Origin of the sequence: Streptomyces sp. NBC_01384, assembly GCF_045040035.1 — a bacterium.
In the GTDB taxonomy this organism is placed as follows: domain Bacteria; phylum Actinomycetota; class Actinomycetes; order Streptomycetales; family Streptomycetaceae; genus Streptomyces.
Map to the genome: position 1 here is coordinate 1828645 of NZ_CP109559.1, position 19489 is coordinate 1848133.

The 19489-nt window shown below is 72.3% G+C and carries 16 protein-coding genes; 3 read left to right on the top strand and 13 right to left on the bottom strand.

Annotated elements, in window-relative coordinates:
* Nucleotides 1-103: 103 nt before the first annotated feature.
* From OG747_RS08210 to infC, 9 genes are all read right to left on the bottom strand, one after another.
* Nucleotides 104-1444, bottom strand: coding sequence for a transcriptional regulator (locus OG747_RS08210; RefSeq protein WP_405878614.1), 1341 nt, complete (start codon nt 1442-1444; stop codon nt 104-106).
* A 373-nt stretch (nt 1445-1817) separates the two neighbouring features.
* Nucleotides 1818-2774, bottom strand: a complete 957-nt coding sequence (locus OG747_RS08215; RefSeq protein WP_405878615.1) for a PP2C family protein-serine/threonine phosphatase — start codon at nt 2772-2774, stop codon at nt 1818-1820.
* Nucleotides 2775-3244: 470 nt separating this feature from the next.
* A complete protein-coding gene (gene pheT, locus OG747_RS08220) occupies nt 3245-5749 on the bottom strand; it encodes a phenylalanine--tRNA ligase subunit beta (RefSeq protein WP_405878616.1) in 2505 nt (834 codons plus the stop codon).
* Nucleotides 5749-6873 (bottom strand): phenylalanine--tRNA ligase subunit alpha, encoded by a 1125-nt coding sequence (gene pheS, locus OG747_RS08225; protein ID WP_405878617.1) that lies wholly within the window; start codon nt 6871-6873, stop codon nt 5749-5751. Before pheS ends, pheT begins: the two co-directional genes overlap by 1 nt.
* A gap of 188 nt (nt 6874-7061) precedes the next feature.
* Entirely contained in the window at nt 7062-8270 is a 1209-nt protein-coding gene (locus OG747_RS08230; RefSeq protein ID WP_405878618.1) for an ATP-binding protein, read from the bottom strand.
* Between the two features lie 53 nt (nt 8271-8323).
* Nucleotides 8324-9181, bottom strand: a complete 858-nt coding sequence (locus OG747_RS08235) for a TrmH family RNA methyltransferase (RefSeq protein WP_405878619.1) — start codon at nt 9179-9181, stop codon at nt 8324-8326.
* A 383-nt stretch (nt 9182-9564) separates the two neighbouring features.
* Entirely contained in the window at nt 9565-9948 is a 384-nt protein-coding gene (gene rplT / locus OG747_RS08240) for a 50S ribosomal protein L20 (protein ID WP_018549117.1), read from the bottom strand.
* A gap of 96 nt (nt 9949-10044) precedes the next feature.
* Nucleotides 10045-10239, bottom strand: a complete 195-nt coding sequence (gene rpmI, locus OG747_RS08245; RefSeq protein WP_007829094.1) for a 50S ribosomal protein L35 — start codon at nt 10237-10239, stop codon at nt 10045-10047.
* A 155-nt stretch (nt 10240-10394) separates the two neighbouring features.
* Nucleotides 10395-11144 carry a translation initiation factor IF-3 gene (gene infC / locus OG747_RS08250; protein ID WP_405885478.1) on the bottom strand — a complete coding sequence of 250 codons (750 nt, stop codon included), beginning with the start codon at nt 11142-11144 and terminating at the stop codon, nt 10395-10397.
* Nucleotides 11145-11526: 382 nt separating this feature from the next.
* On the opposite strand from infC, the gene OG747_RS08255 reads away from it, so the two are divergent.
* Nucleotides 11527-11883 carry a DUF1844 domain-containing protein gene (locus OG747_RS08255; protein WP_054236133.1) on the top strand — a complete coding sequence of 119 codons (357 nt, stop codon included), beginning with the start codon at nt 11527-11529 and terminating at the stop codon, nt 11881-11883.
* A 19-nt stretch (nt 11884-11902) separates the two neighbouring features.
* On the opposite strand, the gene OG747_RS08260 is transcribed toward OG747_RS08255, so the two are convergent.
* Nucleotides 11903-12634 carry an SseB family protein gene (locus OG747_RS08260; protein ID WP_405878620.1) on the bottom strand — a complete coding sequence of 244 codons (732 nt, stop codon included), beginning with the start codon at nt 12632-12634 and terminating at the stop codon, nt 11903-11905.
* 149 nt (nt 12635-12783) lie between these two features.
* Here OG747_RS08260 and OG747_RS08265 point away from each other — a divergent pair, with 149 nt between their 5' ends.
* A complete protein-coding gene (locus tag OG747_RS08265) occupies nt 12784-13731 on the top strand; it encodes a serine hydrolase (protein ID WP_405878621.1) in 948 nt (315 codons plus the stop codon).
* Nucleotides 13732-13862: 131 nt separating this feature from the next.
* Here OG747_RS08265 and mycP read toward each other — a convergent pair whose 3' ends face one another.
* Both mycP and OG747_RS08275 read right to left on the bottom strand, forming a co-directional pair.
* On the bottom strand, nt 13863-15080 hold the full coding sequence (gene mycP / locus OG747_RS08270; protein WP_405878622.1) for a type VII secretion-associated serine protease mycosin: 1218 nt from the start codon (nt 15078-15080) through the stop codon (nt 13863-13865).
* Nucleotides 15077-16489: a hypothetical protein gene (locus tag OG747_RS08275; protein ID WP_405878623.1), complete on the bottom strand. Its 1413-nt coding sequence runs from the start codon at nt 16487-16489 to the stop codon at nt 15077-15079. The genes mycP and OG747_RS08275 overlap by 4 nt, the downstream gene beginning before the upstream one ends.
* Nucleotides 16490-17288: 799 nt before the next feature.
* Between OG747_RS08275 and OG747_RS08280 the strand changes: the two genes are divergently transcribed.
* Nucleotides 17289-18491, top strand: coding sequence for an amino acid deaminase/aldolase (locus OG747_RS08280; protein WP_405878624.1), 1203 nt, complete (start codon nt 17289-17291; stop codon nt 18489-18491).
* 13 nt (nt 18492-18504) lie between these two features.
* On the opposite strand, the gene OG747_RS08285 is transcribed toward OG747_RS08280, so the two are convergent.
* Nucleotides 18505-19353 (bottom strand): DUF2510 domain-containing protein, encoded by an 849-nt coding sequence (locus OG747_RS08285; protein ID WP_405878625.1) that lies wholly within the window; start codon nt 19351-19353, stop codon nt 18505-18507.
* Nucleotides 19354-19489 lie beyond the last annotated feature (136 nt).

Sequence of the window (19489 nt, forward strand, 5' to 3'; positions counted from 1 at the left end):
CTGCCACCTTCCGCCGAGTAGATGGCAATATCGCAGCCGGAGCGTCCAGACAGCAGGCGCACAGCAGCGCACAGTGCACGGTGCGGCGGTGGGGCTCGGTGATCTACAGCGGTACGCGCAGTGCTCCGTCGATCAGTTCGGCGGCCTCGGCCGTACCCGCACAGCCGCTGCGCACCAGGTGTTCGCGTACCGCGCGCAGTCTGTCGCGCAGCCGCTGGGACTCCATCCCCCGCGCCTGCTCGGCCATTTGGACCGCGGTGGCCACCGCCTTGTCGGCATTGCCCTGGCGCAGCTCGATCTGGCTCAGCATCGCAAGGCGGTGCACGCGCCCCCGGTCGTGCGCCGGCGTGTCCACGGCCGCCGCGGCGTGCGCCGCCGCGGCCACCAGGTCGCCGAGGCTGAGCAGTGCCTCCGCCACCTGTACGTTGACCAGGCCGGGCTGGACATAGCCGGTCTCGTCGGGCTCGTAACCGCGCCGGATGCGCTCGGCGGCCTGTTCGGCACGCCGGATGCAGGACAGCGCACTGCTGCCGTCGCCGAGGTGCGCGTACGCCTTCGCCTGCATCGCGTAGAGGTCCGAGGCGAGCGCCGGGGTGATGTGCCGCCCGGCGGCGCGCAGTGCGGCCTCCGCGAAGGCGACGGCCTGTCGGTGCTCGCGCATGAACAGCGACTGGTTGACCAGCAGGGCGATGACGTATGCCCCAAGTCCCCGGTCCCCGCTGGCCTTCGCCAGCCGCAGCGCCTGGTGGAAGTAGCGCTGGGCGAGTCCGTGCGCGTCGGAGTCATAGGCGCAGATGCCCGCGATGGCGACCAACCCGCCGGTCGCGCGGTGGAGTTGACGGCCGGTGGCATCGGTGTAGCTGCCGCGCAGCAGGGGTGCGGTCTCCGCGTTGAGGAAGCCGACGATCCTGCTGCGGGTCGCGACGCCGCCGGCCTTGCGGTACATCTGCTCGTAGTGGGCGCGGGCCGCACGCAGCATCTCGATGTCGGCCATGCTCACGTGCTGGCGTCCGCCGCGCGAGACATCCACGTCCTCGGGCGGGTTCTCCCACTCCCACACGGGCATCACGGCGGGCGTTCCGGTGACGGCCGGGGCGCCGAGGATGTGCGGGCGCTGCTGTTCGTCGGAGCGCCACAGGGCGGTGGCGCGCTCCACGAAGCCGGAGAGCGTGGTGCCGTGCGGGGCGGCCGGCCCGCCGGGCACGCCGAGTCCGATGTCGTCGAGCGTGACCGGCCGGTGCAGGCGTCCCGCGAGCACTTCGCAGATCAGGTCGGGCACCTGGCCGCGCGGGCGCTGGCCCTTCAACCACCGTGCCACGGCCGTGTGTTCGTATCTGAGCGCGAGGCCGCGTGCCCTCCCCGCCTGGTTGACGTGCGCGGCGAGTCCGGCGTGCGAGACACCGGCCTCGTCGAGTATCGCGTCGAGCAGAGTGTTGGGCTGCATTCGGGCCCCCGGGTGGCTCGGTGGCGACAGTGTGGTCAGAGTAATCCGCCCGTCTTGCTTGTGGGTGCCCCTTCACACGGGGTGTGAACGGAATGCCCATATCCGCACTGTGTGCGCGCTGTCGCGGAGCGTTTCTGGCCGGTTGACTGAAATGCCTCGCAAGAGGCCGGCCGGGCCGCCGGCTCCCCCTCGTACAGTGCGGCGGCCCGATTCCGCGCCGTCCGCCCGGCTGCCTGCCCGACACTCCGTGGCGGGGCGGACGGCGCGCTCCGCGGGTTGCGCGGGGCAACCGCGGGTTTCGCGTCGACTGTGGATGCGTTGTGGCTGGTCGCGCCCACGCGGCGGAGCCGCATAATGCCACAGCCCCGCGCCCCTAACGGGGCACGTGACGAGCTACGGAGTGACTCTGCTGAAGCGGGACTCGGCTGCGGTCATTGCGGAGGACCAGTACCGCCACGTCGTCCGCCGGTCTTCCGCCGCTGTGGCTGAGGAGGTCGGTGAGGACGGTGCGCAGGACGGACTGGGGTGAGAACGACGGGAAACGGACGGCTTTGCCGAGCGTGGCCGGGAGCGGGAAGAAGCGGCCTTGTCCGTCGCGCGCGTCCTCCACTCCGTCGGTGTGCAGGAACAACGCCTCGCCGGGGAGGAGTTGACCGCAACGGGCGGCCGCCAGGTCGGCCGGGAGCGGGAACGGGCCGAGCGGAGGCAGCGGTTCGGCGTCGGCGAGGGGTTCGACGCGGCCGGGCTTGAGCAGATACGGCCACGGATGACCGCAGTTCAGGGCGTACACCTCGCCGTCGCGGCGGATCTCCAGGAGCAGTACGGTGACGAACTCCTCGGCGACCGGGCTGTCCGGGTCCAGGCCGGCCGAGGGATGCTCGGCGCGCGCCCGCTCGCGCAGGTGCCGGGCCAGAGCGCGCTCCAGCCGCCGGAGCACACTGCCGAGTTCGGGCTCGTCGTGGACGGCCTCGCGGAAGCTGCCGAGGACGGCGGCGACGGTTCCGATGGCGCCGAGGCCGTGCCCGCGGACGTCCCCCATGACGATCCGTACACCGTGCTCGGTGGCGATCACCTCGTACAGATCGCCGCCGATGTTCGCGTCGCGGTCCGCGGAGAGCTGGGCCGCGGCGACGTTCAGCCCGTCGATGCGCGGGGGCAGCGGGCGCAGCAGCACGCTCTGGGCGGCGCCCGCGACCTTGCGGATCTGCCTCAGCTCCCGCAGCAGCGTCCGTCTGACATGGAGGATCAGCCCCGTGCCGACGGCGAAGAAGACCGCGCTGGTGACGATCCGCGCCTCGAGCCCGTCCCGCTGGGCGAGCGGGCAGGTCATTTTGAACGTGATGGCGATCGCACCCCAAGCGGTGGGCAGTCCCAGGCTCAGTGCCCGCCGCAGGGGCCACCGCTCGGCCCGGCGCACCGTCCGGTCGAGCCCCGCCCGGGGACCGCTCCCCCGGCGTCGCGCCAGGAGACCCGCCCTGGCCGGCCCCCGCGCATTCGTCCGGGGCGTCCCCTCACGGGGAACCCCAGCCTTGATACGGATCATGCCGATTGGCCCCCCAATAGGCCCTGACAGCGCAGATGACCTTCGAGAGGCCGGTCCGATTCTGTCGACCGCATGCCCCGATCGGGCCAGATCGCCCCAACTTGCCACCCGAATGAGTGACACAGCTCCGGACACCCGCATTTATGCAGGTCGGCCGGGGGAAGCGGGCCCCAAAGGGGCGCGGGGAACTGCGCGCCCAGCCACGACATACGCGCGGCCGAAGGACAACCCGCAGTTCCCCGGCACTTCCAACGGAGCTAGCTCCGCAACATCGCCCCCGTGCGCCCAGCGGCGAGCGCCACCGCCGCGTCACGCGCCGCGGAGGCCTCGTCGACGGTCAGCGTGCGGTCGGCGGCACGGAACCGCAGCGCGTACGCCAGGGACTTCTTGCCCTCGCCGAGCTGCTCGCCGCTCTCGTAGACGTCGAACAGGCGGATGGACTCCAGGAGTTCACCCGCGCCCTCGCGCAGCGCCGCCTCGACGTCCACGTGCGGGACGGTCTTGTCGACGACCAGGGCCACGTCCTGAGTGGCGACCGGGAAGGTCGAGACCTTCGGGCCCTTGGGGAGGCCCCCGCTCGCCTGCTCCAGCGCCTCCAGGTCGAGTTCCATCGCGCAGGTGCGCGCGGGCAGACCCAGGGTCTTCAGGACGCCGGGGTGCAGCTCACCGGCGTACCCGATGACCTGCTCCGCGCTGTCGACGACGACGGCGAGCTCGGCGCAACGGCCCGGGTGCCACGGCCCGTACTGGCCGGAGCGGACGAGGAGCTCGGTCCCCGCCTCGCGGGCCAGCGAGCGCGCGGCCTCGATCGCGTCGGCCCAGTCGGCCGGGCGGCCCTTGCCCCACCAGCCGGCCTGCTCACGGGCGCCCGCGAGGACGACGGCGGCGTGCCGGGGCTGGACGGGCAGCGCGGCCGTGAGGGAGGCGATCTCCTCGTCGGTGGGACGGCGGTCGACGGACAGGCGGCCCGCGACGCGCAGTTCGTCCTGCGGCTGGAAGACCAGGCCGGTCTCGAAGAGCGCCAGGTCGTGGCTGCCGCGGCCGTCGTTGCGGCGCAGGGCGTGGAGCAGGCCCGGCAGCAGCGTCGTACGGAGCGCGGGCTCCTCGTCGGAGAGCGGGTTGACCAGCTTGACGACCTTGCGCTTCGGGTCGTCGGCGGCAAGGCCGAGCTGGTCGAAGACGTGCTCGCCGATGAACGGGTAGTTCAGCGCCTCGACGTATCCGGCGCCGGCCAGCGCGCGGCCGATCCGGCGCTGCAGCCGCTGCCGGTCGGTCAGGCCCAGGCCCGCCGGGAGCTTGGGCAGCGTGGAGGGCAGGTTCTCGAAGCCCTCCAGACGGATGACCTCTTCGGCCAGGTCGTTCGGGTCGGTCAGGTCGGGCCGCCAGGACGGCACGGTGACGATCAGCTCGTCCTGCCCGTAGACGTCGCAGCCGACCTGCTGGAGGCGGCGTACGACGGTCTCGCGGCCGTAGTCGACACCGGCCACCTTGTCCGGGTGGTTCGCCGGGATGGTGATGGTGTGCGGCGCGGAGGGCGCGATGACCTCGGTGACCCCGGCGTCGGCGGTGCCTCCGGCGAGGAGGACCAGCAGGTCGACCGTGCGCTGGGCGGCGGCGGACGCGGCCTGCGGGTCGACACCGCGCTCGAAGCGCTTGGACGCCTCGGAGGCCAGCTTGTGGCGGCGGGCGGTGCGGGCGATGGAGAGCGCGTCGAAGTGCGCGGCCTCGACGACGACCTCGGTGGTGGTGCCCTCGGTGTCGTCGATCTCCGTGTGGGCGCCGCCCATGACGCCCGCGAGGCCGATGGGGCCGCGCTCGTCGGTGATCACCAGGTCCTCGGCGTCCAGCGTGCGCGTGACGCCGTCGAGGGTGGTGAGCTTCTCGCCCTGCTCGGCCCGGCGCACGCCGATCGCGCCCTGGACACGGGTGCGGTCGTACGCGTGCAGCGGCTGGCCGAGCTCCAGCATCACGTAGTTGGTGATGTCGACGGCGAGCGAGATCGGGCGCATGCCCGCCTTCTGCAGGCGTCGCCGCAGCCAGATCGGGGAGTGCGCCTCGGGGTCGAGACCGGTCACCGTACGCGCGGTGAAGCGGTCGCAGCCCATCGGGTCCAAGACCTGCACCGGGTAGCCGAACGCGTTCGGGCCGGGCACGTCGAGCAGCGCGGGGTCGCGCAGCGGCAGGCCGTACGCGATGGCGGCCTCGCGGGCCACGCCGCGCATCGACAGGGCGTAGCCGCGGTCGGGCGTGACGGCGATGTCCAGGACCTCGTCGACGAGCTGGAGCAGCTCGATGGCGTCGGTGCCGACCTCGTGCTCGGGCGGCAGCACGATGATGCCGTGCGAACCGTCGTCGCCCATGCCCAGCTCGTCGCCGGAGCAGATCATGCCGTGCGAGGTCTTGCCGTACGTCTTGCGCGCGGCGATCGCGAAGTTGCCGGGCAGGACGGCGCCGGGCAGGACCACGACGACCTTGTCGCCGACGGCGAAGTTGCGGGCGCCGCAGACGATCTCCTGGGGCTCACCGGTGCCGTTGGCGGTGCCGACGTCGACGGTGCAGAAGCGGATGGGCTTCTTGAACTCCGTCAGCTCCTCGATGGTCAGCACCTGGCCGACGACGAGGGGGCCCTTGAGGCCGGCGCCGAGCTGCTCGACGGTCTCGACCTCGAGACCGGCGGAAATGAGCTTGGCCTGGACGTCGCGGCCGGTCTCCGTCGCCGGCAGGTCGACGTACTCCCGCAGCCAAGAAAGCGGGACCCGCATCAGATCTCCATCCCGAACGGCCGGGTGAACCGGACGTCACCCTCGACCATGTCTCGCATGTCTTCGACGTTGTGGCGGAACATCAGCATCCGCTCGATGCCGAACCCGAAGGCGAATCCGCTGTACTTCTCCGGGTCCACGCCGCAGGCGACCAGCACCCGCGGGTTGACCATGCCGCAGCCGCCCAGCTCGATCCAGCCCTCGCTGGAGCAGGTCCGGCAGGGGCGGTCGGGGTTGCCGACGGACTCGCCCTTGCAGACGTAGCAGAGCATGTCCATCTCGGCGGACGGCTCGGTGAAGGGGAAGTAGTTCGGACGCAGCCGGGTCTTCATGTCGGCGCCGAAGAGCGACTGGACCATGTGGTCGAGGGTGCCCTTGAGGTCGGCCATGGTCAGGCCCTCGTCGACGGCGAGGAGCTCGATCTGGTGGAAGACCGGGGTGTGCGTGGCGTCCAGCTCGTCCGTGCGGAACACCCGGCCGGGGCAGACTACGTAGACCGGGGGCTCGCGGTCGAGCATGGCGCGGGCCTGCACGGGCGAGGTGTGGGTGCGCAGCACGACACCGGACTCGCCGTGGTCGCCCTTCGGGCCCTCGACGAAGAAGGTGTCCTGCATCTGCCGGGCCGGGTGGTCGGGCGTGAAGTTCAGGGCGTCGAAGTTGAACCACTCCGCCTCGACCTCGGGGCCCTCGGCGATCTCGTATCCCATGGACACGAAGACGTCGGCGACGCGCTCCATCATGGTGGTCAGCGGGTGGCGGGCGCCGGCCGGTACGCGGTCGTACGGCAGCGTGACGTCCACCGCCTCCTCGACCAGCACCCGGGCGTCGCGATCGGCCTCCAGCTCGACCTGGCGGGCGGTGAGGGCCTTGTTCACCGCGCCCCGGGCCTGGCCGACCAGCTTGCCGGCGGCGGCCTTGGCGTGCGGGGGCAGGGCGCCGATCTCGCGGTTGGCGAGGGCCAGCGGCGAGGTGCCGCCGGTGTGGGCGACCTTGGCCTCCTGGAGCGCGTCGAGGTCACCGGCGGCGGCGAAGGCGGCGAGCGCCTCGTCCCGCATGCGCTCGATCTCTTCCGGTTTCAAGGCCTCGACCTCTACAGGGTCGTACGACTTATTCGGTGCCGACATCTCTTCCCGTGCTTCCGGTTGCTGGCGGATGGTCCCCGTCCCGACTCGGAGACGAATCGTCCACAGATGAGGATGAGGACGCAAAGGTGCCAAAGGCCGAGTCTAACGGGGGCGCGGGCTTCTCTCGGACTGGGCGTCCGGGAGAAGCCCACAGGGTGTGCGCATGCGCCCGTGGGACCTCTTCGGCGTTACAGCAGGTACGCCGGGGTGCCCACGGGCAACGTAAATCGGAATTCGGCGCCGCCGCCGTGGGCGCGGCCGACCGTGATGGTGCCGCCGTGGGCTTCGACGATGCCCTTGACGATGTACAGCCCGAGGCCCGTGCCGCCGCGCTTGCTGCCCCGCCAGAAGCGGGTGAAGACGCGGTTCATGGACTCCTCCGGGATGCCGGTGCCCTCGTCGCTCACGGTGACCGACGTGGCAGCGTTCACAACGCCCTCACCGTCTTCCCGCTCACGCGGGGACGCCGAGGGCGTGACGTCGATCGTGACGGTTCCCTCGCCGTGCCGCACCGCATTTTCGAGCAGGTTGCTGAGCACCTGGTCGATCTTGTCCGGGTCGGCCCAGAGCGGGGGCAGGGGTTGTTCGATGCGCAGCAGGAAGCGGTCGGCGGGCTGGCCCGAGGCCACGTACGCCTGGATGTGGCGGCCGACGGCCGCGCCGATGTCGACGGGCTGACGGCGCACTTCGAGGCGGCCGGAGTCGATGCGGGAGATGTCGAGGAGCTCGGCGATGAGCCGGGTGACCCGGTCGGCGTCGGCGTCGACGGTCTCCAGCATGAGCTTCTTCTGGTCGTCGGTGAAGCGTTCCCATTTGGCGAGCAGAGTGGCCGTGAAGCCCTTGACCGAGGTGAGCGGGGAGCGCAGTTCGTGGGCGACCGTGGCGATCAGCTCGGCGTGGCTGCGCTCGGTGCGGCGGCGCGCCTCGGTGTCGCGCAGCGAGACGACGACACGGCGGACGGGCCCGGTGGGCGCGGTGCGCACGTACCGCGCGGAGACGAGCACCTCCCGTCCCCCGGGCAGCAGCAGATTCCGCTCGGGCTGTCCGACGCGGATCGCGAGGCCGCCGTACGGGTCGGTCAGCTGCCACCAGCGGCGGCCTTCGAGGTCCTCCAAAGGGAGGGCCGAGTCCAGTTGCCGTCCGAGCGCTGCGGCGGCGGGGACGGCGGTGATGCGGGCGGCGGCGGCGTTGAAGCAGATCACCCGGCCGTGCTCGTCGGCGACGACCAGGCCGTCGGGCAGATCATCGGGGCCGATACCGAGTTCGGCTCCCGCTTCGGCTCCGGGATCGGCCCCTGGTTGATCGTCGTCGTGTTGATCAGCGCGCCGGGGCGCGGGTGTGTCGCGCACGTCCCGTGCGCGCAGTGCGCTCTTCGCACCGCTCGTGCCGACACCCATCCCCGTACCCCACCTCTCGTCTGGCGCAGTGGGCCCCCGAGCCCGTCACCCTACTAGCTGTCGGTGACGGAGCGGCACCCTCCGGAGGCGCGCTGTGCACGGGCGGACGCGTAGAGACATACGGCGGCGGCCGTCGCCAGGTTCAGACTCTCGGCCTTTCCGTGAATCGGTACGCGCACGACGGCATCGGCCAGCGCACGCGTCTCCTCCGGGAGCCCCCAGGCCTCGTTGCCGAACACCCAGGCGGTGGGCCCGCCCATGGTCCCCTTGTCGAGCTCGTCGTCGAGGTCGTCCTCGCCCGCGCCGTCGGCGGCGAGGATCCGTACGCCGGTGTCCTTGAGGCCCCGCACGGCTGTCTCCACGGGCACACCGACGGCCACCGGCAGGTGAAAGAGGGAACCGACCGAGGCCCGTACGGCCTTGGGGTTGTACAGGTCGACGGACGCGTCGGTGAGGACGACGGCCTCGGCGCCGGCGGCGTCCGCGCACCGCAGCACGGTGCCGGCGTTCCCGGGGTCGCGGACGTGCGCGAGTACGGCGACGAGCTTGGGCCGGGCCTTGAGGATCTCCTCGAACGGGGTGTCGAGGAACCGGCAGATCCCGACGAGTCCCTGCGGGGTGACGGTCGTCGAGATGTCGGCGATCACCTCCTCGGCGGCGAGGTGTACGCGGGCTCCGGCGTCCCGGGCGTCCCCGACGATGTCGGCGTAGCGCTCCGCGCCCTCGACGGTCGCGAACAGCTCGACGAGCGTGGCGGCTGCGTCGACGCGGTGCGCCGCCGCCTCACGCACGGCCTGCGGGCCCTCGGCGAGGAACAGCCGCTCCTTGCCCCGGAAGTTCCGCCTGGCCAGCCGCCGCGCGGCCAGGACACGGGGCGAGCGCGGGGAGATCAGCTCGGGGGCGGCGGACATGGGGTCACCTCAGGGGGTCGCGGAGGGTGGATTCGAACCCGCCGTCGTCATCTGCTTCTGCGGGCTACGGACTGCGGCGGACTTGTTCGGCTCGGGGTGGTGGGGGCTGGGCCCTCCTCACCACGGCTTCCGCCGTGGGGCACCCCGATACGCCCCCGGCCGGAAGCCTCCGTCGCCGCGAGCGGGCTTCGCCTCCCCCGACGGGGGGCGCCAAAAGATGTCACGCGTACCGTACGGCGCCGTAAGCGTCTTTCCCGCCCGGCGGCGCCCAGCCGCGACGGCGGCGTCCGGCGGATGCCGAACACACGCCGAACACACAGGGACCCGCCGGCCGCGAGGCAAGCGGGTCCACAGCGTATGTCCGGCTCAGGCCAGCGCGAGCGTCACGCGGCCTTCGGGGCGTTGACGTCCGCCGGCAGCGCCTTCTGCGCGACCTCGACGAGCGCGGCGAACGCACCGGCGTCGTTCACGGCCAGCTCGGCCAGGATCTTGCGGTCGACCTCGACGTTCGCGGCCTTCAGACCCTGGATGAAGCGGTTGTACGTGATGCCGTTGGCGCGGGCAGCGGCGTTGATGCGCTGGATCCACAGCTGACGGAAGTCGCCCTTGCGCTTCTTGCGGTCGTTGTAGTTGTAGACCAGCGAGTGGGTGACCTGCTCCTTGGCCTTGCGGTACAGGCGCGAACGCTGACCGCGGTAGCCGGAGGCCGCCTCGAGGATCGCCCGGCGCTTCTTGTGGGCGTTGACTGCCCGCTTGACGCGTGCCACTTGTTAACTCCTTGTAGCGGGGCCGTGGTTGTCGTCACACGGCCCGAAATCGATTGGGTCCCGGTCAGAGATCAGGCGCGCCGTGCGCGCCCGACATCACTTGCCGAGAAGCTTCTTGATCTTCTTGGCGTCGCCCGGGGCCATCTCGGCGTTGCCGGTGAGACGACGCGTCAGACGGGACGACTTGTGCTCGAGCAGGTGGCGCTTGCCGGCGCGCTCACGGAGCACCTTGCCGGAGCCGGTGACCTTGAAGCGCTTGCTGGCACCGCTGTGCGACTTGTTCTTCGGCATAGCGCCGTTCTCTCCTCGTCAGTGGCGTTCCGATGCCCGGTCGTTAAACCGGGCACAGTGGAACGTCATGTATGTATCGATTGACATCCCTGGACTCACGTCCCGTGGACACCGTGGACTCTCGTCCCGGACTCCCCGGAGCCTTCGCCCTGGGATCAGGCCTCGGCCGGAGCCTCGGCGGTCTCGACCTCGACGGTCTCGACCTCGGCGGTCTCGGCCTCAGTGGTCTCGGCCTCAGTGGTCTCGCTGTCGGCGATCTCACCGTCGGCGATCTCACCATCGGCGGCGTTCTGCGAGCGACCGGGGTTGGCCTTCGCTTCTGCCTTGCGAGCTGCCTGGGCCTCTCGGGCCTCGGCCATCGCCTCGGTCTTCTTCTTGTGCGGACCGAGAACCATGATCATGTTTCGGCCGTCCTGCTTCGGGTTCGACTCGATGAACCCGAGGTCCTCGACGTCCGAAGCGAGACGCTGCAGCAGTCGGTAGCCGAGCTCCGGCCGGGACTGCTCGCGACCGCGGAACATGATCGTGATCTTGACCTTGTCGCCCTGCTTGAGGAACCGGACGACGTGACCCTTTTTGGTGTCATAGTCGTGCGGGTCGATCTTCGGCCGGAGCTTCATTTCCTTGATGACCGTGTGCGCCTGGTTCTTGCGCGCCTCACGGGCCTTCATGGCCGACTCGTACTTGAACTTCCCGTAGTCCATGAGCTTGCAGACCGGCGGACGCGCGCTCGCCGCCACCTCGACCAGGTCGAGGTCGTACTCCTGCGCAAGCTCCAGCGCCTTGGCAAGCGGGACAATCCCGACCTGCTCGCCGCTGGGACCGACAAGTCGCACCTCGGGAACGCGAATCCGGTCGTTGATGCGGGGCTCGGTGCTGATGGATCCTCCTCGGTAGCACCACACGGCGGTCTGGCGGACAGCCGCGTATGTCTCTGATGACATGTGGACCAACCACCGCGGGGCATGAAAAATGCCCCGGACGGTACACAGGCGGGGCTCCAAGGAATACCGGAACACCGCCGCGGTGAACCGCGGGGCGCGCATTCGGGCGACTCCACCGTCCGTACGGAACGGTGGTGGCCGCCTGACCGGGTGACCCGCCATCCCGGAGGACGGTCAGGTGGGAGATCGGAGCCTCCACTTGTGGGCCGAGCGTGCTACATGTTTCTTGGCACGTCCGGCCGGTCGTTACACCAGGCTAGCAGCTCACCCGGACCCGCGCTAACCGGCGGCCTCCCGGCTCCCGCGCACGGGGGCCGGCGTGCCGGGGCCTATCGTGTGGGACATGAGTGACACCCCTCCCCAGAACCCCGACTTCGACAGCATGACCCGCGACATCGCCGAGGTCCCCGCGGTCGAGGTCCTCGTGACGGTCGCCGTCAACCTGATGAGCGCCGCCGCCGTGAAGCTCGGTCTGACGGAGGAGGGCGACAAGTACAAGGACCTCGACGAGGCGCGCAAGCTGATCCACGCGCTGGCCGGGCTGCTCGACGCGAGCGCGACCGAGATCAGCTCCTTCCACGCGTCCCCGCTGCGCGACGGTCTGAAGTCGCTGCAGCTGGCGTTCCGCGAGGCGTCGATCGTCCCGGACGAGCCGGGCCAGGGCCCGGGCGAGAAGTACACGGGCCCGATCTACGGCTAGTGGCCGTTCCCCCCGTTCTCTACTGACGTACGTACAGGGGCTCGCCCGGTGGCGTCGTCCCGGCCGGCAGCAGTGCCAGGTCGAGGCCGCGCACCAGGCGGGCCCTCAGTGTTTCGTCGGCGGCGAGCCGCTCGGCGAGCGCGCGGGCGGCTTCGGCCGGGGCCGCGGCCGGGTCCAGTACGAGCGCGAGGGTGCCGTCCGCCTGACCGGGGCCGAGGTGGGCGCGCAGGACGGTGGGCTCGGCGGCCACGGCGGCGCGTACCGCCTCGACCACGGCGGGATCGGCGAGCGGGTCCGCGGTCGTCCGTCCCTCGGCGAGGGCGAGCAGCGCGGAGCCGGTCAGCTCGTAGGGCACGGGACCGGCCAGGTCGAGGACGAGCGTGTCGGCCTTCTCGTGCGCGACGGCCTGCAGGGCCTGGTGCAGGGGTACGGCGACGGGGCGGGCCCCCGGGTCCCAGCGGGCCAGCGACTCGGTGGAGGTGAAGGCGGGCAGGGCCGTACGGTGGCCGGCCTTCAGGGTCGGCACCGCCATGTCGCTGGTCTTCTCGCGCCGCAGCCCCTTCTCGTCCTCCTCTACTTCACCCAGGACCGCCACGACGGGCACGAGGAGCCGGGCGCCCTTGAGCGCCTCCAGGACCGGCCCTACGGCGGTGCGGTCCTCGGCCCAGGCCGCGAGCGCCGCGCTCAGCCGGGGATCGGCGGAGCCGTCGTCGTCGGGGAAGCCGGAGTCGGGAATGTTCTTGTTCGCCACAGTCCCCGACCCTATCGGGGGGATGCTGCTGGGCTTGTGCGGCCCCGGAAACCTGGCGGTGACTGCTTTCACGGGAATCTCAGCTTTCGCTGACACGCCTCTAACATCCGTCTAACGCCGGGCACAGGCATGGCCCCGAGCATCGCGGGATGGCCCCTCACAGATCTCGTCGGCGTCGCACCCGCCGCTCCGGACGCAGGACCCTCGTCTACACCGTGGTGGCTTCCGCCGTCCTCGTGGGCGGCACGGCGGCAGGTGCCCTGTATGTGAAGGCACAGGCGCACGACCGCGGGGGCCTCGTATCCTCCTCCTCGGCGTCGGCCGCGTCGTCGTCCCCCAGCGAGGAGACATCGGTGGAACCTGTTGCGGAGCCCTCGGTGGACCGGGACGCGCTGCTCACCAAGGCCATGAAGGCCGTGACCCCGGAGGACGGCGCCGAGGTGTCGGTCGCGGTGCTCGACCTCGGCTCCGGCGAGAGCGCCGCGTACGGCGAGGGGGCCTTCGACACGGCGAGCATCGTCAAGGTCGACATCCTCGCGACACTGCTGCTCCAGGCGCAGGACGCGGACCGGCATCTGACGGCGACCGAGAAGACGTACGCCACCGCGATGATCACGAACAGCGACAACGCGTCCGCGTCCACGCTGTGGGACGTCATCGGGCAGGCGGACGGCCTCGACGCCGCGAACAAGCGGTTGGGACTGACCGGCACCTCCGGCGGGGACGGCGCGCTGTGGGGGCTGACGCAGACCACGGCGGCCGACCAGCTGACCCTGCTCCAGCAGGTGTTCGGGGACGACTCGGAGCTCACCGAGGCCTCGCGGGTGTATCTCCAGGGGCTGATGGGCGAGATCGCCGCCGATCAGCAATGGGGGGTGTCGGCGGTGGCCGACGGCACCTCGTGGGCTTTGAAGAACGGGTGGCTGGCGCGCAGTTCGACCGGGCTGTGGGACATCAACAGCATCGGGCGGGTCACTGTCGACGGGGACGAGTATCTGGTGGCGACGCTGTCCGACGGCAACTCGACCAAGGCGAAGGGGATTTCGGTGGTGGAGGCGGCGGCGAAGGCCGCGGTGGCCGCGTTCAGCGCGGCGTGAGTTCGGGGGTCCGTAAAGGTGCGGGTCGTGCGTCCGGCTGCGGATGAGTTGTGGCTGGTCGCGCCCACGCGGCGGAGCCGCATGTGCCACAGCCCCGCGCCCCTGTCGGGGCGCGTCCGACCTGGCCCCTCTTACAAGGCCTCGCTGGATACGTCCTGCCCGGAAAACCTGCGGCCTCGCCACAGGATCACTGACGCGGCCAGTAGGACCACTCCCGCGCCGCCCGCCACCGGGCCCGCCCAGCCGGACGGCCGGCTGTCGTCCTTGGGGGCGTCGGGGCCCGATCCGAAGTACTTCTGGCCGTACGCCGCCGCGTGGGTGTCGTCCGGCTTGAGGCGGCCGGCGGCCCGGATGGCGGCGGCGGGGTCGATGAAGCCGAAGCCGCGGGAGTCGTCGCGGCCGCCGCTGGGGGCGTCGCGGGCGGTGTCCTCCAGGAGCTTCTTGATCTGCGCCGGGGACAGGCCCCGGTGGGCCGCCTTGATGAGCGCGACCGCGCCGGAGACGAAGGCGGAGGCGGCGCTGGTGCCCCAGCCCTCGTAATACTTGTCGTCCGGGTCGGCGATGACGACGTCGACGCCGGGGGCGCTGACGGTGGCGTACCAGCGGCGGGTGGAGAACGAGGCGCGGGTGCCGTAGCGGTCTACGGCCGTGGCCGCGATCACGCCCGGGTAGGCCGCGGGGTACGAGATGTGGTCGCCCTTGTCGCCGCCGTTGCCGGCCGAGGCGACGACGACCGCGCCCTTCTTCAGGGCGTACTGGACGGCGGCGTCCTCGGCGGGCTCGGGGTGGGCGGACTTGGAGTCGTCGCCGAGGGAGAGGTTGATGACGTCCGCGCCGTGGTCGGCGGCCCAGCGGATGCCCTCGGCGAGGGCGTTGCCGCGGGTGTTGCGGGCCCTCGTACGGGCCGAGTCGCCGTCTTCGAGGATGACGCGGACAGGGAGGATCTTCGCCTCGGGGGCGATGCCCAGGACGCCGTCGCCGTTGCCGCTGCCGTGTCCGTGGCCCGCGATGATCCCCGCCATGGCGGTGCCGTGCCGGGCCCAGGCGCGGTCACCGCGCTGTGCCCCGAAGCCGACCATGTCCTTTCCCTGGAGGACATTGCCGGCCAGGTCCGGGTGCTGGTCGTCGACGCCCGTGTCGAGGACCGCGACGGTGATGCCCTGGCCCTTCGTGGTGCGCCAGGCCTGCTGGGTGTGCATCGCGTCGAGGGCCCATTGCTGGGCACGTATGCCGTCGGCGTGCGCGGCGGTGGACGGGAGCAGGGCGAGGGAGGCGGCCAGCAGGACGCTGAGGACTCCGGCCCTGCGGGTGCGCATGTGGGTGCCCCTGCGGGGGACCTTGCGGGTCATGACGGCTTCTCCGTGGCCGAGCCGACGGTTTTGCGCAGGCTGCGTTCGATGCGGTCGGCGAGGCCCTGTGCGTCGTTGCCGAGGCCCGCCTGGGCCGGGGCCGTGGTCACGCCGGGCTTCACCGCGTCCGCGGCGGCCTGCGGGGCGGTGACGATACGGCCGTCGGCGAAGCCGGAGACCGCATAGACGACGACCGGGGCGTCGGTGAGGACCGACACCGTCCAGGACGCGCGCTGGGCGTCGCCGAACCCGGCGGCGACGGTGCCCTTGGCGGCGTACGGACGGGGCATCAGGTCGGTGCGCCGGCTGAGGCCCTCCTGCTGGAAGCGGGTCTTCAGGGAGGTCATGGCCGTCGCGTCCGCAGTGGTGAACAGCAGGCCCACGGTGGTGACCTGACTGTGGGTCGCGTCCGTGTAGGTGGCGCGCAGCAACCGCAGGCAGCCGACCGGGGCGAGGGCCTTGCGCAGGAGCGGGTCGAAGGCGTCTGCGCAGCCGCTGTCCGGGGCGACGGCGACACGGGTCCAGGTGCGGTCGGCGCCGCCGGGGCCCGCGCCCTGCCCCTGCACGGTGAGCGGGAAGAGCTGGTCCACGGGCACGCTGTGCCACAGGCTTCCGGCCGCCGCGAAGGCACTGCGCGCGCCGTCGTCCGAGCCGTCCCCGGTCAGCCAACTCCCGGCCACCGCACCGCCGATGAGCCCGAGGCCCAGCACGACACAGGCCGCGGCCGCCACCAGCCGGGGCCGGGTGCGCGCGGCGACGGAACGCAGCCGCGTGGTGTCGTCGTACACCTCGGGTTCCGCGAACGTCACGAAGGGGCGTCCCGTGCCGGACGGTTCGGCGGGCGGCTGCACGGGGGTGGGGAGCAGCCGCCTGGTCGTCTCCGTGATCCCGTCCTCGGGTACGGGGGTCCGCCGCGGCGGGGTGGGGTGCGGCACGCCGGGGTGCCGGGCGGCCGGCGGGGTGTCGGGGAAACGCGCGGAGGCCGCGGGCGGGGGCGGCGAGGCGGGGGTGGGACGCCGTCCGGGGAAGCGCGGGTGCGGGGCCTCGCAGTGTGTCGACTCCGGGGCGCCGGTGGCACCCGGCGCCGACGAGGACGTCGTACCGGCCGAGGACCCGGACGACAGCTTCGGGTCGCGCGAGAGCCGGAAGGGCCGCGGCGCGCGGGGCGCGGCGCCCGGGCGCTGCGCGGCATCGCCGGGGGCGCCGGACCCCTGCGGCGCACGGGGACTCGGCACCCCGCTCGACCGCTGGGCGTCACCGCCCGGACGCCGGCCCGCCTCCGCCGGGGCACCGGACGGCGCCGGACCCTGGGAGTCACCGCCCGAGCGTGGTGTTCCGGTGGCCGGCGTACGGGACTCGCCACCCAAGTGCCGCGGCGCGGCGGAGGAGGAGCCGGACGGCGGCGTCATGGCGTCGCCCGCCGAAGGCTGCTGTGCCGGCCGGGGCGAGCGCGGAGTGGGGACGTCCCCCGTGGCAGACGGTTCTGCCGGACGGGACGCCGTGGAGGGCTCCGTCCGGTGGGGCGCCGGGGGTTGCGGGGCGGCGGTCGAGGGCACGTCCTCGGGCCAGGGCAGCGACCAGGGTTCGCCGCCCACAGGCGGCTCTGCCGGGCGGGGCCGCCACGTGGCGCCCGAAGGCAGGTGCTTCGGGCGGGGCGGTACCGCGTCTCCTCGTGCGGGGGACTGCGCGGGCCGCGGCGGTGTCGCCGGGCGCGGTGGCACCGTGGCGCCCCCCGCGGGAGGCGTTTCGGGCCGCTGCGGGGTCGCCGGACGGGACGGTGGGGTGGCCGTCCTCGCGGAAGGCGCCGTCCCCTCGGGAGATCCTGCCCCCTCGGGGGACTCTCCCGGTGTGGGTGGCTGTGCCGGGCGGGGTGGGGTGGCCGGGCGTGGCGGGATGGAGGCGCGGCGCGCTTCCGTGCTCATGCACCCCCCGTTTCCTCGTACCCGGGCAACCGACCCGGCCCGGAGTCCACCGGGCCGCTCACGTGTACGGAAAGAACCACCTCGGCGACTCACCCCCACGGGCACGCATACCCGTACCGACGGTCCGTCATCCCGGGCACGACCCGCCCGGACAAGGTCGTTCCTCCCTGCGTGCGCGTCACTCTACGGGTTGACGTGGGCCGGGAGGGAACCAGTCCGGGGGCCCGCGGCATCTGCCCGGAACATCCCCCTACCCTGCGGTAATGGAGTCTGGCAGGCTTCGGTCATGACTGCCCGCGCCGCAGACCGGGCCCGCTACGACCGGGCCACCGCTCACCTCGACGCCCCTCTCGCGATCGTGGACCTGGAGGCCTTCGACGTGAATGCGGACGATCTCGTCCGCAGGGCCGGCGGAAAGCCGATCCGGGTCGCGAGCAAGTCCGTGCGCTGCCGCGCTCTGCTCGAACGCGTCCTGGACCGGGACGGCTTCGCGGGGATCATGTCCTTCACCCTCGCCGAGTCGATCTGGCTGGCCCGCTCCGGCTTCGAGGACATCCTGCTCGCCTACCCCTCCGTGGACACCCGGGGCTACGCCGAGCTGACCTCCGACCCCAAGCTGGCCGCCGCCGTCACCGTCATGGTCGACGACCCCGCCCAGCTCCGTCTGATCGACGAGGCCCGCCGGGGCGGTACCGAAGTCGTGCGCGTCTGCCTGGAGTTGGACACCTCCCTCAAGCTGCTCGGCGGACGGGTCCGGGTCGGCGCCCTGCGCTCGCCGCTGCACTCGCCCGCCCAGGTCGCCGAGATGGCCCGCGCCGTGGTCCGCCGGCCCGGGTTCAAGCTGGTCGGGATCATGGCGTACGAGGGGCACATCGCGGGCGTCGGCGACGCCGTCGCGGGACGGCCCTTCCGGTCGCGTGCGGTCCGGCTCATGCAGGCCACCGCCCGCAAGGAGCTCGTGCAGCGGCGCGCCGAGGTGGTCCGCGCCGTACGGGCCGTGGAGCCGGACCTCGAGTTCGTCAACGGCGGCGGCACGGGCAGTGTGCAGCACACGGCCGCCGAGGACGCGGTCACCGAGATCGCGGCGGGGTCCGGGCTGTACGTGCCTCGGCTGTTCGACAACTACACGTCGTTCAGCGGGCGTCCGGCCGCGCTGTTCGCCCACCCCGTCGTCCGCAGGCCCGGCGTCGGGGTCGTCACGGTGCTCGGCGGCGGCTACCCGGCCTCGGGCGCTCCGGGCGTCGACCGGCTGCCCGTCCCGTACCTCCCGGAGGGGCTGCGGTACGACCCCCAGGAGGGGCCCGGCGAGGTGCAGACGCCGCTGCTCGGCTCTCCCGCGGACGATCTGCTCATCGGCGACAAGGTGTGGTTCCGGCACGCGAAGGCCGGAGAGCTGTGCGAGCGGTTCGACGCGCTGCACCTCGTCGAGGGCGACACGGTGACGGCGACCGTCCCGACGTACCGCGGAGAGGGCCGCACCTTCCTGTAGCCGGGAGCCGTGTTCACCGTGCGCCGACCGGCCGGATCCCCTCGGTGATCCGGTCCATGTCGGCGAGCGGCGGCCCGTCGGCGCCCGCGTCGAACGCGAAGCGGACGATGACCAGGGCCTGTGGCCCCACGCCGGACGGGAACGCCAGCGACTCGACGTAACCGCCGGGTCCGACCGCGGTCTTCACCCGCCAGCGCACGAGATACCCGATGCCGCCCGCGACGGCGACCGGGCCCGCGCGCAGCTGCCGGTGGGACGTGACGCCCTTGAAGGGGCGGTTGTCGAGGAGGTCGCGGTCGTACGCGCTGTTCGCGGCGTCCTCGATGTCGCGGGCGGCGAGCGCCTTCGGGGACTTCTCGTCGTTCGCCGTGACCGTACGCGAGACGACCCGGCCGTGGCGGCAGACGCCGGGGTCGCCCGGGCAGTCGTACGTGCCGGGGGTGGTCATCACGACGTCGTCCTCGGCGACGTACGGGGGCCGGACCCAGCCGTCGGGCAGCGGGAACGTGATGCCGTTGAGTTCGTCCACGACGACGGACGGGTCGGAGGGGTAGGGGCCGGCGGTCCGCGCGGGCGCGTCGGACGGTGTGGTCCGTGCCGCCGCGGCCCTGCCTGCGCCGCCCTCCCGGCCCAGCACGAAGGCGCCGGTGACGATCGAGGTGACCAGGACGACTCCGGCGGCGACGAGCGCCACGGCCTTCGCACGGCCGGGGCCGCCGCTGAAGGGCTCGGGCGGTGCCAGGTGCGCTTGAGGAGCCTCGGGCCCCCGCCGGTGGTCCGTCCACGCGGTGCCGTCCCACCAGCGCTCGACGAGCGGGTACGACGGGTCGCGGTACCAGCCGGGCGGCGACGTCATGCTCATCCCGGCACTCTAGGGCGCGCCCCGAACGCGGGAACACGGTGTCCGGCCGATCGGGCACGATCGAACCGCCGGCCTCCGTACGAAAATTGCGGACAGTTGGGGCGCGGGTCGGACGAGGCGGGTGGCGCGGCCGCCA

What these genes read in the sequence shown, in the direction of transcription:
- OG747_RS08210 (WP_405878614.1), bottom strand. Translation starts at nt 1,444, where the DNA reads ATGCAGCCCAACACTCTGCTCGACGCGATACTCGACGAGGCCGGTGTC.
- OG747_RS08215 (WP_405878615.1), bottom strand. Translation starts at nt 2,774, where the DNA reads ATGACCTGCCCGCTCGCCCAGCGGGACGGGCTCGAGGCGCGGATCGTC.
- pheT (WP_405878616.1), bottom strand. Translation starts at nt 5,749, where the DNA reads ATGCGGGTCCCGCTTTCTTGGCTGCGGGAGTACGTCGACCTGCCGGCG.
- pheS (WP_405878617.1), bottom strand. Translation starts at nt 6,873, where the DNA reads ATGTCGGCACCGAATAAGTCGTACGACCCTGTAGAGGTCGAGGCCTTG.
- OG747_RS08230 (WP_405878618.1), bottom strand. Translation starts at nt 8,270, where the DNA reads ATGGGTGTCGGCACGAGCGGTGCGAAGAGCGCACTGCGCGCACGGGAC.
- OG747_RS08235 (WP_405878619.1), bottom strand. Translation starts at nt 9,181, where the DNA reads ATGTCCGCCGCCCCCGAGCTGATCTCCCCGCGCTCGCCCCGTGTCCTG.
- rpmI (WP_007829094.1), bottom strand. Translation starts at nt 10,239, where the DNA reads ATGCCGAAGAACAAGTCGCACAGCGGTGCCAGCAAGCGCTTCAAGGTC.
- OG747_RS08255 (WP_054236133.1), top strand. Translation starts at nt 11,527, where the DNA reads ATGAGTGACACCCCTCCCCAGAACCCCGACTTCGACAGCATGACCCGC.
- OG747_RS08265 (WP_405878621.1), top strand. Translation starts at nt 12,784, where the DNA reads ATGGCCCCTCACAGATCTCGTCGGCGTCGCACCCGCCGCTCCGGACGC.
- mycP (WP_405878622.1), bottom strand. Translation starts at nt 15,080, where the DNA reads ATGACCCGCAAGGTCCCCCGCAGGGGCACCCACATGCGCACCCGCAGG.
- OG747_RS08275 (WP_405878623.1), bottom strand. Translation starts at nt 16,489, where the DNA reads ATGACGCCGCCGTCCGGCTCCTCCTCCGCCGCGCCGCGGCACTTGGGT.
- OG747_RS08280 (WP_405878624.1), top strand. Translation starts at nt 17,289, where the DNA reads ATGACTGCCCGCGCCGCAGACCGGGCCCGCTACGACCGGGCCACCGCT.
- OG747_RS08285 (WP_405878625.1), bottom strand. Translation starts at nt 19,353, where the DNA reads ATGAGCATGACGTCGCCGCCCGGCTGGTACCGCGACCCGTCGTACCCG.